This is a genomic window from Nonomuraea sp. JJY05 (genome assembly GCF_043496855.1).
Lineage (GTDB): Bacteria > Actinomycetota > Actinomycetes > Streptosporangiales > Streptosporangiaceae > Nonomuraea.
The window spans coordinates 74,932-87,760 of sequence record NZ_JBIEIS010000052.1; the positions used below are offsets into that span (position 1 = coordinate 74,932).

Sequence of the window (12,829 nt, forward strand, 5' to 3'; positions counted from 1 at the left end):
GGCGTGATGTCCGATTTTGTACCTGGTATTGAGTTGTCCCGCGCCTTCTACGGCGAGGTGGTGGCGCCTTTGGTGTCCGGGGTCCCGCACAGCGCCGCGTTGATCGGGCCGGGGTCGGAGGTGCTGGAGTTCGACACGGCCCGCTCGGCCGATCATGACTGGGGGCCGCGGGTGCTGGTGTTCGTGGCGCCCGGGACGGCGCCCGAGGTGCGGGCTCGGGTGGCGGCGGGCCTGCCGGAGCGTTTCGGCGGTTTTCCGACGGTGTTCGGCTACCACGGCAGCGTGCAGCCCGGGGTGGCGGTGACGGACCTGGGGTCGTGGCTGGTGGAACGGCTGGGTTTCGATCCGCGCGAGGGGGTGTCGCTGCTGGACTGGCTGTCGGCGCCGTGGCAGAGCCTGGCCGAGGTGACGCGGGGCGAGGTGTTCCACGACGGGCTGGAGACCGCCGCTCCCGGAAGCGGGCTGGAGGCGGCCAGGGCGGCGTTGCGCTGGTATCCGGAGGACGTGTGGCGGTACGTGCTGGCGTGTCAGTGGCGGCGGATCGCCCAGGAGGAGGCGTTCCCTGGCCGGTGTGGCGAGGTGGGCGATGAGCTGGGCTCGGCCGTGGTGGGGGCTCGGCTGGCGCGGGAGGTGATGCGGCTGGCGCTGCTGTTGCGGCGGCGCTACCCGCCGTACGCGAAATGGCTCGGCAGCGCGCTGGCGCGCATGCCGGGCTCGACGGAGCTGGGGGAGTGCCTGGGGGCGGCGATGGCGGCGCGCTCCTGGCGGGAGCGGCAGGAGGGGCTGTCGGGGGCGTACGCGCGGGTGGCGGCGCTGCAGAACCGCATGGCGCTGGCCGAGCGGCTGGATGAGCGGGTACGGGGGTTCTTCGACCGGCCGTTCGAGGTGATCGGCGGGGACCGGTTCGCGCAGGCGCTGCTGGAGTCGGTGTCGGACCCGGTGATCAGGGGGTTGCCGGTGGTGGGATGCGTGGATCAGCTGTCGGATTCGACGGACCTGGTGACAGCGCCGGGGCGGGCGCGGGCGGTGACGGCGGCGGTGCTCGGCCTCGGCGCTTATTGATCTACATTGTAAAGGGCGTGGGTGGTTGCACCGCTCTGCTCACCCCTTCAAAACCACTAATCCACCAAAGAGGAGGCCAGTTCCTCGACGTGGATGCGCCAGGTGTCGAGGGTGGTGGTGTCGCCGGTGTGGGTGACGATGAGCCGGGCGCCCTGACCGGTGCCCTCGGTGAGCTCCCAGCGGACGGGGCCGGTCGGGGTGTCGTATTCGAGGAGTTTGGCACTCTCGGCCCGGGTGACAGGCCCGGGTGGGAGGCCGGGTGCGGTGAAGGGGGCGGGCGGGGGGTCGCCGAGGGTGGCGTCGTCGCCGTTGAGCAGGTGCCAGACGTCTTCGGCGGGGCGGGTGAGCTGGCGTTCGACGCGTACGTCGCCGTTTTCGGCGGTGGCGGGGGCGAGGCCGAGGATGGCGATGTAGTCCTCGTGGAGTCGGGCGAATGCGGCGGGTTGTTTGTCGGCGGGTTGCTGGACGGGGCGTTCGTCGAGGGTGTGGAGCAGGGCCATGAGGCAGGTGTGCCAGCCGGAGGCGAAGCTGGCGGCGCCGTGGTGGTCGGTGAAGGTGTGGGTGAGAGTGAGGATGCTGGCGTGGGGGCCGTCGGGGTGGATGTCCCAGCGGAGTTCGTCGTCGCCCCAGGTGTGGGCGTAGGTGTGGGGTGGGTTGTTCTCGGTGATGTGGCCGTCGGGTCCGAAGCCGTAGGTGATGTGGTCGCCGTCGATGGTGATGGGTGCGGGGAACCAGTGGGCGAGGTGTTCGGGCTGGGTGATGGCGCGCCAGACTTTTTCGGGTGGGTGGGGGAGGCGGCGTTGCATGCGCAGGGTGGTGCGGCCGTCGGGGTGGATGGTGAGGTTTTCGTTCATCGGTCGTCTTCCATGGTGTCGAGGTGGTGTTCGAGGCGGTCGAGGCTGTGGTTCCAGAGTTTGCGGTAGGGGGTGAGCCAGGCGTCGATTTCGGCGAGGGGGGCGGGGCGGAGTTCGTACCAGCGGCGTTGGGCGTCTTTGCGGACGGTGACGAGGCCGGCTTCGCGTAGGACTCGGAGGTGTTTGGAGGTGCCGGGTTGGGTGAGGCCGAGGTGGGTGGTGAGTTCGCTGACGAGGCGGGGGCGTTGGAGGAGGAGGTCGAGGATGTGGCGTCGGGCGGGTTCTGCGAGGACGTCGAAGCGCATGGCTCGTTAATATACCCGCTCGGCTATATACCGGCAAGGGCATGTATAGGTCGTTCGATGGCGGGTTGGACTCTCCCTCGGTGGGAGGGTCCATGCTGGTGGGCGTGGATGAGGAGTTGCTGCCGATCGGGCAGTTCGCCCGGTTGGGGCGGTTGAGTGTGAAGCAGTTGCGTCACTATGACGAGCTGGGGTTGTTGCGGCCGGCGCGGGTGGATGCGGTGACGGGTTACCGGTATTACCGGGCGTCGCAGGTTCGGGTGGCGTTGTCGATCGCGTTGCTGCGGTCGCTGGATGTGCCGCTGGCGGTGGTGGGTGAGGTGCTGTCGGGTGGGGCGGGGGCGCTTGAGGGGGTTCGGGAGGATCTGGAGGCGGAGTTGGCGCGGCGGCGTCGTACGCTCGCGTCGCTGGAGCGGGTGATGGCGCGGGGGTTGCCGTCGGTGCCGGTGCGGGTGGTGGAGGAGCCGGCGCGGCGAGTGGCGGTGGCGGCGGAGCGGGCGGCGGGTCCTGAGGATGTGGGGCGGGCGGTGTCGGCGGCGCTGTCGCGGTTGGTGGGGCTTGCCGGTGGGGGGCCGGTGCGGTTGATGGGGTTGTTCCCGGTGGATTTGGGCGAGGTGTTCGATGTGGAGGCCGTCCGGGTGCTCGGGGATGGGGAGGGTGGCGGGGGTGTGCCGGTGCGGGTGTTGCCGGGGGGCCGGTTCGCTTGTGCGACGCATGTGGGGCCTTATGACCAGATGTCCCTGACGGCGCATGGGGTGCTGGCCTGGTGTGGTGAGCGCCGGTGTGCGGTGCGGGGGCCGATTCGCGAGGTTTATGTGTCGGATCCGGCGGTGACCTCGCCTGACCATCTCGTCACGCATTTGATGATCTGTTTGGAGGAGTCATGAATCCTGAGCTGACCACGTACGGTCCGGTGACCTGCCTGAATGTGACGGGCATGGGTGAGCCGGGCGGCAGTGAGCATGTGTCGGCCATTGGCGCGCTGTTCGCGGTGGCGGCGGGGATGGGCGGCGCCGCGGGGCCGCTGGAGGGGTTGTGGTTCGTGGAGGATGAGCGGCCGGGGCTGGAGGTGCCGCGGGAGCTGTGGCGCTGGCATCTGCTGCTGCCTCTTGCGGGGGTGCCGGAGCCGGGGCTGGTGGAGCGGGCGCGGGAGGCGGCGCGGTCGTCGGGGGCGGCGGTGGATCGGGTGCGGGTGGCGACGTTCACCGAGGGGGAGTGTGTGGAGGTGCTGCATGTGGGCGCCTTCAGTGAGGAGTATCGGTCGCTGGCGGTGATGGAGGCGTTCATGGCCGAGCGGGGGCTGGTGCCCAATGGGCTGCATCATGAGGTGTATCTGACGCCGTTCGACGATCCGGAGCCGCGTACGGTGCTGCGTCAGCCGGTGCGTCAAGGGGCGGCCTGAGGGCGGCTGTCGCGGGCGGCGGGGCGGGGTTAGCATGGCCGGTGGCGGCCGTCCCCGCCCAACCTCCGGCCCGCCCGCCCCAGCCGGGTCGCCTGAAGGAGGCAAAGGGGGGTTCACCTCTCGGACGGGGGATCTGCTGGTTGGTCGTGCGCCTGCCGCGCGGGTCGCTGGGGGGATGCCGCGGGTGGCGCTGGGGAGGCGTTCGTGACCAGGCAGGCGGATTTCAAGCTGCGGGTGCGTGCCCGCATGGCCGAGACCGGTGAGTCGTACGCGATCGCGCGGCGCCGGCTGCTGGGTGGGCAGCCGGCTGCCGAGGAGGTTCGGATGGCGGCGGCGTTGCACATCAGCAACGGCGACGGCACCGATCTGGCGGGCACGGGGCTGGCCCGGCGCATCGTGTTCTGGCGGGATGTGCTGCATGAGGGGCCGGTGCCGGCGCTGGGGCGTGAGGAGTTGCGCCGGGTCAGGGCCGCGTTCCTGGTGGGGGTGCATGCCGCTGACCGCGGTGAGGTGCTGCGGATGTTCCTGGAGCGCGATGCGGCTGTGGAGGCCAACCGGGGCGGGGAGTACGTGCTGTGGTTCGAGGCCGACCTGTACGATCAGCTGCAGATCGTGGAGATCCTCGCCTGGCTGGCCGAGCTGGAGGTGCCGGCCGGGGCCGTCACGTTGATCTGCATCGGGGAGCATCCCGGCATCGCCCATTTCGGTGGCTTGGGTGAGCTGCGTGCGGAGCAGTTGCGGGAGTTGCCGGCGACGAAGGCGTGCGCGAGGCTCTCTGGGGCGGCGCTGGATCTGGCCACCCGGGCGTGGGCGGCTTTTCGTGCTCCGACGCCGGAGGGGTTGCCGGCGATCGCCGCGGTCCGTTCCGGGGAGTTGCGTTTTCTGGGTGAGGCGTTCGATCGCTTGTGCCGGGAGTATCCCTCCACTCGTGACGGGCTTTCCCTCGCTGAGCGGCGCGTTCTGGCTGCGGTCGCGGCGCAGGAGGGTAGGGCGGGGGACGTGTTCGTGCGTGCCGCGGCGCGTGAGGTGCGTCCTTATCTGGGGGATACGTCGTGTTTCGCGATGATGGCCCGTCTGGCCGGGGCTGCGTATCCGTTGCTGGAGCTGCGGCCTGCCGGGGTGCCGGTGGAGGGGGCCACGCTGGTGCGGTTGACCGCTGTCGGTGCCCGGGTGCTGGCGGGTGAGGAGGATCATGTGCGGCTCAACGGTGTGGACCGTTGGATCGGTGGGGTGCACTTGAGTGGCCGTGACCTGCGGTGGAGGTGGGATGAGGGGCGCGAGGTCCTGGTGACCTGACGGGTACCTACGTACGTATAGGACGTAGGTACCTATAAGGGTATTTTTCACCTCTTCTTGACGCGGTGCTGTGAGGCACGTTGGAAGCGTACGGAAAAACTGCTGGATGCGAGGAACGGAGGAATCCGCACCATGTGTACGCACCAGCCTCCCTGTCCTCCGGCGAACTCCGCCGCCCACCAGGCCGCCCGCCTGGTCGCCTACCACCCCGAGCAGGGATGGGGACTGCTGTGCAACGGGGTGGTGTTCTTCGACGACACCGGCGAGCTGCTGCCCGACGGCCGTAGCGTCGTGCCGGTCGCGGTCCTGGAGCGCGCCGCGTGAGTGCCGCCCTGGCGTCGTGGACGTTCACCTCGCAGGCGGTCTCGGTGCGCCGGGCCAGGCACGCCGCCCGCGTCCAGCTCGCGGAGTGGGGGCTGCAGCAGGCGTGCGACTTCGCCGAGCTGCTGATCAGCGAGCTGGTCACCAATGCGGTCCGGCACGCGCGCGGCCTGGTGCGGATCAGCCTGTCGGCCGCCGACGGGCTGCTGCGCTGCGAGGTGGAGGACTCCAGCCCCGTGCCGCCGAGCCCGCGCGCCGCGGCCCGCGACGACGAGGGCTCGCGCGGGCTGCTGCTGGTGGAGGTGCTCTCGTCCGGCTGGGGCAGCATCCCCACGGGGCGGGGCAAGCTCGTCTGGTTCGAGGTGCCCGTACGGATGCCGGCCCATGCGTGAGCGGGTGCGGTTAGCGCGGCGAGTACAGCCACGGCTCGCGCAGGTCGAAGTAGTCCACGTCGGAGACGAACAGTTCCTGCCACTGCCGCAGCAGCTCCCGGATCGCGGGCGGCTGCAGCTTGGCCTCCCCCTGCCGGGCCGCCAGCTCGCTGGTGAAGTACGCGGTCTCGACGCAGCCGTCCTCGCCGTAGAAGGCGGCGGTGCCGCCGATGAGGTCGGTCCGGAAGGCCGCCAGCTCCTCCTGTCCCCGCTCCAGTGCCTCGCGCACCTGGTCGGGGGCGCGCACGCGCCCCTGCAGCACCTGGACGAACCTCGCCTCGTCCGACCCTCCGCCCAGGTATTCGACCACCTGCTCGCAGTCGAGGAAGGTCACCTCGCCGGCGAACAGCTTGGCGGTCTCCACCCACCACTGCCCCTGTTCGGGCCGGTCGCTGTTGCGGCGGGCCGCCAGACGGGTGGTGAAGCGGGCGATGTTGACGAACAGGCCGTCGTCGGTGACGCCGGCCGTGGTGCCCAGCCAGCCCTGCGCGCCGGGCGACAGCTCGTCCGCCCACCGCTCCAGCGCCTCGTGCAGCTCGCCGGCGTCGATCGCCCGGCCCTCGATGACCTGGATGAACATGGTTTGCCCCTCTCCTTTCCTCCACGCTAGGAGCGGCGGGCCGTCAAGGTCGAGACGCCGTTACGCCATGCGATGGCCAAAACTTGTTGTGGGTTCTTGACCGTGCTCGTCTGGGATAACGGCCGGGACATAACCTGGGGGCGACGACGTGGGATGCGGGCCGACGGCAGCGCCGGCCGCGTCGCGGAAGGCGCCAATGACAACGGTGACTGCCAGCACCTACGGAGGGCGGCCCAACGGCGGGCTGCCGGCCGAGGTGACGAGTTTCGTGGGGCGTCGGCACGAGGTGGCCGAGGTCAAACAGCTGCTGTCCGCTTCCAGGGCCGTCACGCTGACCGGCGTGGGCGGCGTGGGCAAGACGCGCCTGGCGGTGCGGGTCGGCCAGGAGGTGCGGCGGGCCTTCCGGGATGGGGTGTGGCTGGTGGAGCTGGCCGAGCTGGACGGGCCGGCCATGCTCGTCCAGGCGGTGGCCGAGGCGCTGGAGATCCGCGACCACAGCGGCGACTCCCCGATGCGGGTGCTGACCTGCCACCTGCGCGACAAGCAGGCCCTGCTGATCCTCGACAACTGCGAGCACCTGATCGGCGAGTGTGCGGCGCTGAGCGAGACGCTGCTGCGGGCGGCGCCGGATCTGCGGGTGCTGGCCACCAGCCGGCAGGTGATGGGCATCGCCGGCGAGCAGGCGGTGCCTGTGGCGCCGCTGCCGCTGCCGGATCTGCAGGTGCCGCTGGACAGGCTGATCCGGCAGGACGCGGTGCGGCTGTTCGCCGAACGCGCCCGCGCGGTCCTGCCGTCCTTCACCGTGGCGGAGGGCAACCGGGAGGTCGTCACCCGCATCGTGCGCCTGCTGGACGGGCTGCCGCTGGCGATCGAGCTGGCGGCGGTGCGCCTGCGGGCCCTGTCGGCCGAGCAGCTGCTCGACCGGCTCGACGACCGCTTCCGCCTGCTGACCGGCGGGTCGAGGGCGGTGCTGCCCCGGCATCAGACGCTGCGGGCGCTGATCGATTGGAGTTACGCGCTGTGTTCGCAAGAAGAGCGCCTGCTGTGGGAACGGGCCTCGGTGTTCGCGGGGGGCCTGGACCTGGAGGCGGCCGAGGCGGTGTGCGGCGGGGACGGGATCGACCCGCAGGACGTCCTGGACCTGGTGATCGGCCTGGTGGACAAGTCCGTGCTGATACGAGAGGACCATCCGGGCGGCGTACGCTACCGGATGCTGGAGACGCTGCGGCAGTACGGTCGCGAACGGCTCACGGGCTCCGGCTGCGAGCCCGACCTGCAGCGAGCGCACCGCACTTATTACCGCGATCTGGCGGCGCGGGCCAGGGCGGAGCTGTTCGGGGCCGGCCAGGTGGCCTGGTTCGCCCGGCTGCGGCGCGAGCATGCCAACCTGCGGGCCGCCCTGGACAGCTGGCTGAGCACGCCGCAGGAGGCCCGCGCGGGGCTGAGCATGTCCGGCGACCTGCTGTATCACTGGATCACCAGTTATTACCTGGCGGAGGGCCGCGGCTGGCTGGAGCAGGGGCTGGCCGCGGACACCGAGCCGAGCCGGGTTCGGGCCGGCGCCCTGTGGGCCGGCAGCTGGCTGGCGATCATCCAGGCCGACATTCCGGCCGCCACCGCCCTGCTCGCCGAGAGCCGCCGGCTCGGCGAGGAGCTGGGCGATGAGCCGGTCCTGGCCTACGTGGCCCTGTTCTCCGGAATGGTGGCCATGTGCGAGGGGCGAACGGAAGCCGCGATCGAGCTATACAGGGACGCCCTTGCCCGCCATCGCCGTACCGGCGACCCGGTCGGGATCGCGCTGTCGCTCATCCGGCTGACGCTCGCCCACTCGTTCCTGGGTGACTCCTCGGCCGCCATCGCGGCGGGCGAGGAGTGCCTGGCCGAATGCGAGGCCTACGGGGAGGGCTGGCACAAGGCGTACACGACGATGGCGCTGGGCGTGCAGGTGTGGCGCCAGGGGGACCTGGAGCGGGCGACGGACCTGGAGAAGCAGAGCCTGGCCTTCAACCGCGCGGTCGGCGACCCGCTCGGCGCCGGCGTCAACATCGAGGTGCTGGCCTGGATCGCCGCCAGTCAGGGCCGCCACCAGCGGGCCGCGCGCCTGATGGGGGTGCTGGAGACCATGTGGAGCTGCGCCGGGGCGCCGTTGTCGGGTTACGGGCATCTGGCCCGCTACCACGACGAGTGCGAGCGGGCCATCCGTGCGGCGCTGGGGGAGCCGGCGTTCGAGACGGCCGTGCGGCGCGGGGCGCGGATGCCGCTGGAGGAGGCGCTGGCCTACGCCTTGGAGGAGGACAAGCCCGAGCGGCCGGTCAAGGAGGAGGGGAAGGCGCCGCTGACGCGGCGGGAGAAGGAGATCGCCGAGCTGGTCGCCCAGGGGATGACGAACAAGGAGATCGCGGCGTCCCTGGTGATCGCGCAGCGCACGGCGGAGGGGCACATCGAGCACATCTTGACCAAGCTGGGGTTCAGCTCGCGGGCGCAGATCGCGGTGTGGGTGGGGGAGCGGGCCCGGGCCAACGGGCACGACGAACCGTGAGGGAGCGCGGCGCCCGGGGGAGGCTGGAACCGGCTCCAGGGTGAGGGCCGGTTCCGGCCAGTCGGGCGGTGCCAGTACGGCAGCGTCAGGAGGGCAGCCTCAGTAGGGCAGCGGCCGCCCTGACGGGGTCCGCAGGTCCACACCCTGAGCGGGGCGGCGCGTCGGCCGCTTGGAGACGCGGATCCTTATCTGGCGCACGATGGGTGATTCCTTTCCCTCGGTGCCGCTCGGGCGGCAGGTACGGGTCTGGGCGCGTCAGGCGTGCTCGCAGGAGCGTTCGCCGGTGACGAGCTCGAACCAGACGGCCTTGCCGGCGACCCCCCAGCAGCAGGCCAGCCGGGCCAGCAGCGGGTTGTGCCCGCGTTGGGCGGCTTTGCGGCAGGATGCGACGAAGGCGAGGGTGGGACGGTCGTCCTCGATCTCGCAGCGCAGCAGGTCGTCCTCGGCCCACAGCGAGAGCCTGATCTTCGCGGTGGCGTGCCGCAGGGCGTCGGCGACCAGGGCGCCGACCAGCAGGTCGGCGTTCTCGGCCTGTTCGCGCAACCCCCAGGCGGCCAGGCGGACCGCGGTCATGCGTCGTGCGCCCGGCACCGCCGAAGGCCGTGCCGACAGCAGCCACGACGCCGAGCGGTCCTGGCCCGCCCAGCCGGTGCGAACGGCCAGGCCATCTCCCATGGCCAGGAGCCCGTTCCAGGACAGCAGCCGTAGCGCGGGCTGGGGCCCGGCGGTGGTGCCGTGCTCGATGTGCGGCTGCAACATGGCTGGCACGTGTATCGTCTCCTCCCGGTGTTGGCGCAATGTGTTCGAAGACACGTTTAGCTTCGCTCGGACCCGCCCCGCCGGTAGACGGGATAAATCCCCATATGGGTACCTATTCACCCGTATGTCCGTACGGGGAGGCCCGCGAACAGCGGGCCCGCGGCTGATAGTCGACCGGTCGTAAACTGGCTTCATGGGCCGGACCAGTGATGCTCGCGAGCGGATCTTGAGCGCCGCGCGCTCGCTCCTCGAGACGCATGGCTACTCAGCCCTGGGCGTGGCCGAGATCTGCCGGGCGGCCGGCGTGCCCAAGGGCAGCTTCTACTACTTCTTCGATTCGAAGGAGTCCCTCGCGCTGGCCGTCATCGACGAGCACTGGGCCGGCCAGCAACGCGCCTGGGCGGCCGCTCTCGGCGGTGACGCCCAGCCCCTGCTGCGCCTGCGCCGGTTGTTCGAGATCACGCAGGCCGGCCTGCGGGACGCCCAGCAGAGCTGCGGCACCGTCTCGGGGTGCCTGTTCGGCAACCTCACCCTGGAGATGAGCAACCAGACCGAGGCCATCCGCACCCGGCTGCAGGAGATCTTCGACGCGCAGGTCGAGATGGTCGAGTCGATCATCGCCGAGGCCCGTGAGCGGCAGGAGGTCGAGGTGGCCGACCCGCGGGAAGCCGCGCGGGCGGTGGTCGCCCAGCTCGAGGGTCAGGTGCTGTTCGCCAAGCTCTACAACAGCACCCACCGGCTCGCTCCCCTGTGGGCGAACTGCCTTGCCCTGCTCGGCGTTCGCGCGCCGCGCCAGGCCGTGGCCGGCGTCTGACCGCGAAAGAGCAGAGCGCGGACGTGCCCGGCCGCCTTCACCCGGTCGAGGGCGGGGAAGGCTTGGCGTCGGTCCAGCCCGACTCCAGCACCACGCCCGCCCGCCCTTCTGCGGCACGCCGGTGACTTCGAACGTCAGCAACCTTGGAGGTGTCCGGGTCGATGATCAGCCGGCCCTGCCGGATCGCGAAGGTCACGGCGACGCCCGTCCGCCCCTGCGGATCGGTGGTCCGGCCTTCGACCCGCACTCCGGGCAGCGTCGCCAGCGCCTGGTAGTGGGCATGGCGCTCCAGTAGAACGTCTGCCCCCCTTGAGCGGGGTGAATGTCGCCTGGCCGGGGGTGGTGGAGTAGGCGCCGCCGTCCTTGCCCATCTGCCATCGGGCCGGCCGGGCGCACGCGGTTCATCCGCTGCCCCCTCTCACCCTGCGGCGAAGCACTGCTGCTCACGTGGGCGTGCCGGTCCTCTCCAGGACGATCACTGGAATCCGGCGGTCGAGCTTGTTCTGGTAGACGTCGTACTGCGGCCACAGTCGCGTCATCATCTGCCACAGGCGCTCTCGGTCAGCGCCGATGGCCTCCACCGCCCGCGCGGGGAAGCTTTCCGGGCCGACCTGGACGCCGGCCTGCGGATCGGTGAGCAGGTTGAGATACCAGGCCGGATGGGTGGGCAGGCCGCCGTTGGACCCCACCACGACGTACCTGCCTGGTCCGTCCGTGCCGTAGATCAACGCTGTACGGCGGAGTTTGCCGCTCTTGCGCCCTCGTACGGTGAGCAGGAGCGTGTTCACGCCCCACTTGCGATGCCCACGTTCGCCGCCCGACTCCACGTACTCGCGGATATGCCGGGCGACCCATGCGGTCGGGCTGTCGTGCAGCTCGCTCATGACCGCCCCCCGAACCAGGCGTCCCGGGTCGCCGCAAGGCCGGCCGCGGGCTCCAGGTCGTGGCTGGGGGTGAAGAACTCCCACAGGTACCCGAACGGATCAACGCATTCGAAGATCCGGTCTCCCCACGCCTCGTTCATCGGCTCGCAGGTGATCTCGCAGCCGTTGCCGAGGCAGTAGGCGTAGGCGGCTTCGAGATCGTTCACGCGCAGGCCGATCGTCACGCCCAAGCCGCGCGGACCTTGCCGAATCCGCCGTTCACGCTCGGTATCGGGGAACGGCATGCCCTGCAGCGCGTCGACAAGCAGTCGCACCTCACCGCGTTCCAGGAGGATGAACACCGGCCGTCCGTCCGCGTCGGGCACCCTTCCCATCTCCTCGAAGCCAAGCCCCCGGTAGAGATCGGCAGCCGCCGTGACGTCGGCAACGCGCAGTCCCACCCGAAATGATCCTGTCACCGCTCACTCCTCTAGATCTGCTGGACAAGCGGCTCCAACCCTGCCGGGACGCTGCGGCAACAACAAGACTTCACTTTCGGCCCCGCATGCTATCGAGCGAACCCCCTGAAACATGAGTTCAGCTCATGATTATCGGATGCCTCACCTGCCCTCGGTGACCGAGGGGGCTCGCCGGGGCGAGGACCTCGACTCGGCGCCGCAGGCGTGCCGGCGCGTCTGAGACGACGCGCTCAGGTCACGGGCAGCGCGGTGGCCAGCAGCACCACGCCGAACGATCCCACCAGCCCGCTCACCGCCAAGGTGCGCGCCAGTCGCGGACGGCCCGCACCCGCGGCCCAGCCGTGTGCCCCGGCCGCGATCATCACGGCGCAGAACAGCGCCAGCTTGGCGCCCAGCACACGACCGTAGCCCGGTTCGGCCAGCGAGGCCCAGGTGAGGCCCTTGTGCCAGGCGATGGCCACGCCGGTGGCGAGCTGCACGGGCAGGAACCCGGCCACGGTCACCAGGCCGAAGCGCCGGCCGACGGCGGTCAGGAGCTCGGCGCGCCGCCGCTCGTCGAGCAGGCGCCGGGCCAGGGGCAGGACCACCAGCGACACCGCGAGCTGCCCGCCGACCCACAGCGCCGCTCCGAGCACGTGCAGGAACCGCACCACCGACCACCACGTCATCGCGCACTCACCTCCGCGTCGACTCCCCATGCACGGCACCCGGGCTCGCCGCCACGGCCGAATACCCGTGGCCCATCTTCCACGCCACCGGCGCCGGCCACCGACGCGAGGTCACCGGCTTTCGACCACGATGACCGCCGCCGCCTGACAGCGTGCCGGGGCGTGGGCGCTCCCGGCGGCCGCGATTGATGTCGCAGCCGGCGGCCGTCCCGTTTCGCCGCGCAGACGGTTGCCGCGGGTGGACATCTCCGAGGCGGTCGTGGAGGTGCTGGGCTGGTGCCCGAAGTTCATGGAGGCCTTCACCTCGATCGCGGGCACCGGCCCGCACCTGGACAACCTGGACATCTCGGTGGCGGCGTGTCTGACCGCCCAGGCGCTGAACATCACCTATGGGCCGATCGCGGTCAAGGGCGTGCCCGCGCTGGAGCGGCACCGGCTTGGCTACGTCGACCACACCTA

General features: G+C 70.9%; 17 protein-coding genes. 9 read left to right on the top strand and 8 right to left on the bottom strand.

Annotated elements, in window-relative coordinates; genetic code table 11:
- Positions 1-6 precede the first annotated feature (6 nt).
- Positions 7-1,062, top strand: a complete 1,056-nt coding sequence (locus ACFKCF_RS51390; RefSeq protein ID WP_394503372.1) for a DUF4037 domain-containing protein — start codon at positions 7-9, stop codon at positions 1,060-1,062.
- Positions 1,063-1,118: 56 nt separating this feature from the next.
- Here the strand turns inward: ACFKCF_RS51390 and ACFKCF_RS51395 are convergent, their stop codons facing one another.
- A complete protein-coding gene (locus tag ACFKCF_RS51395; protein ID WP_394503374.1) occupies positions 1,119-1,916 on the bottom strand; it encodes an SRPBCC family protein in 798 nt (265 codons plus the stop codon).
- Positions 1,913-2,221, bottom strand: a complete 309-nt coding sequence (locus ACFKCF_RS51400) for an ArsR/SmtB family transcription factor (RefSeq protein ID WP_394503376.1) — start codon at positions 2,219-2,221, stop codon at positions 1,913-1,915. The genes ACFKCF_RS51395 and ACFKCF_RS51400 overlap by 4 nt, the downstream gene beginning before the upstream one ends.
- Before the next feature lie 92 nt (positions 2,222-2,313).
- On the opposite strand from ACFKCF_RS51400, the gene ACFKCF_RS51405 reads away from it, so the two are divergent.
- The 5 genes from ACFKCF_RS51405 (at position 2,314) to ACFKCF_RS51425 (ending at position 5,629) form a co-directional block, all read left to right on the top strand.
- Positions 2,314-3,105 carry a MerR family transcriptional regulator gene (locus ACFKCF_RS51405; RefSeq protein ID WP_394503378.1) on the top strand — a complete coding sequence of 264 codons (792 nt, stop codon included), beginning with the start codon at positions 2,314-2,316 and terminating at the stop codon, positions 3,103-3,105.
- Entirely contained in the window at positions 3,102-3,620 is a 519-nt protein-coding gene (locus tag ACFKCF_RS51410; RefSeq protein ID WP_394503380.1) for a hypothetical protein, read from the top strand. Before ACFKCF_RS51405 ends, ACFKCF_RS51410 begins: the two co-directional genes overlap by 4 nt.
- Positions 3,621-3,824: 204 nt before the next feature.
- Positions 3,825-4,916, top strand: a complete 1,092-nt coding sequence (locus ACFKCF_RS51415) for a hypothetical protein (RefSeq protein ID WP_394503382.1) — start codon at positions 3,825-3,827, stop codon at positions 4,914-4,916.
- 132 nt (positions 4,917-5,048) lie between these two features.
- Positions 5,049-5,240 (top strand): DUF5999 family protein, encoded by a 192-nt coding sequence (locus ACFKCF_RS51420; protein WP_394503384.1) that lies wholly within the window; start codon positions 5,049-5,051, stop codon positions 5,238-5,240.
- On the top strand, positions 5,237-5,629 hold the full coding sequence (locus tag ACFKCF_RS51425; RefSeq protein ID WP_394503386.1) for an ATP-binding protein: 393 nt from the start codon (positions 5,237-5,239) through the stop codon (positions 5,627-5,629). Before ACFKCF_RS51420 ends, ACFKCF_RS51425 begins: the two co-directional genes overlap by 4 nt.
- 10 nt (positions 5,630-5,639) lie before the next feature.
- On the opposite strand, the gene ACFKCF_RS51430 is transcribed toward ACFKCF_RS51425, so the two are convergent.
- Positions 5,640-6,248: a hypothetical protein gene (locus ACFKCF_RS51430; protein WP_394503388.1), complete on the bottom strand. Its 609-nt coding sequence runs from the start codon at positions 6,246-6,248 to the stop codon at positions 5,640-5,642.
- 205 nt (positions 6,249-6,453) lie between these two features.
- Here ACFKCF_RS51430 and ACFKCF_RS51435 point away from each other — a divergent pair, with 205 nt between their 5' ends.
- Positions 6,454-8,787, top strand: a complete 2,334-nt coding sequence (locus tag ACFKCF_RS51435) for an ATP-binding protein (RefSeq protein ID WP_394503390.1) — start codon at positions 6,454-6,456, stop codon at positions 8,785-8,787.
- Between the two features lie 255 nt (positions 8,788-9,042).
- On the opposite strand, the gene ACFKCF_RS51440 is transcribed toward ACFKCF_RS51435, so the two are convergent.
- Positions 9,043-9,555 (bottom strand): hypothetical protein, encoded by a 513-nt coding sequence (locus tag ACFKCF_RS51440; protein WP_394503392.1) that lies wholly within the window; start codon positions 9,553-9,555, stop codon positions 9,043-9,045.
- Between the two features lie 184 nt (positions 9,556-9,739).
- Between ACFKCF_RS51440 and ACFKCF_RS51445 the strand changes: the two genes are divergently transcribed.
- Positions 9,740-10,360 carry a TetR/AcrR family transcriptional regulator gene (locus ACFKCF_RS51445; protein WP_394503393.1) on the top strand — a complete coding sequence of 207 codons (621 nt, stop codon included), beginning with the start codon at positions 9,740-9,742 and terminating at the stop codon, positions 10,358-10,360.
- Positions 10,361-10,397: 37 nt separating this feature from the next.
- Here the strand turns inward: ACFKCF_RS51445 and ACFKCF_RS51450 are convergent, their stop codons facing one another.
- The 4 genes from ACFKCF_RS51450 to ACFKCF_RS51465 form a co-directional block, all read right to left on the bottom strand.
- Positions 10,398-10,607 carry a hypothetical protein gene (locus tag ACFKCF_RS51450; protein WP_394503395.1) on the bottom strand — a complete coding sequence of 70 codons (210 nt, stop codon included), beginning with the start codon at positions 10,605-10,607 and terminating at the stop codon, positions 10,398-10,400.
- A 196-nt stretch (positions 10,608-10,803) separates the two neighbouring features.
- Positions 10,804-11,244 carry a nitroreductase family deazaflavin-dependent oxidoreductase gene (locus tag ACFKCF_RS51455; protein ID WP_394503397.1) on the bottom strand — a complete coding sequence of 147 codons (441 nt, stop codon included), beginning with the start codon at positions 11,242-11,244 and terminating at the stop codon, positions 10,804-10,806.
- Complete coding sequence (locus ACFKCF_RS51460; RefSeq protein ID WP_394503399.1) at positions 11,241-11,684, bottom strand: VOC family protein; 444 nt, start codon at positions 11,682-11,684, stop codon at positions 11,241-11,243. The genes ACFKCF_RS51455 and ACFKCF_RS51460 overlap by 4 nt, the downstream gene beginning before the upstream one ends.
- Positions 11,685-11,932: 248 nt before the next feature.
- Positions 11,933-12,370, bottom strand: coding sequence for a hypothetical protein (locus tag ACFKCF_RS51465; protein WP_394503401.1), 438 nt, complete (start codon positions 12,368-12,370; stop codon positions 11,933-11,935).
- 238 nt (positions 12,371-12,608) lie between these two features.
- On the opposite strand from ACFKCF_RS51465, the gene ACFKCF_RS51470 reads away from it, so the two are divergent.
- Positions 12,609-12,829 (top strand): hypothetical protein (locus ACFKCF_RS51470; RefSeq protein WP_394503403.1); only part of this gene is annotated, 221 nt, incomplete at its 3' end.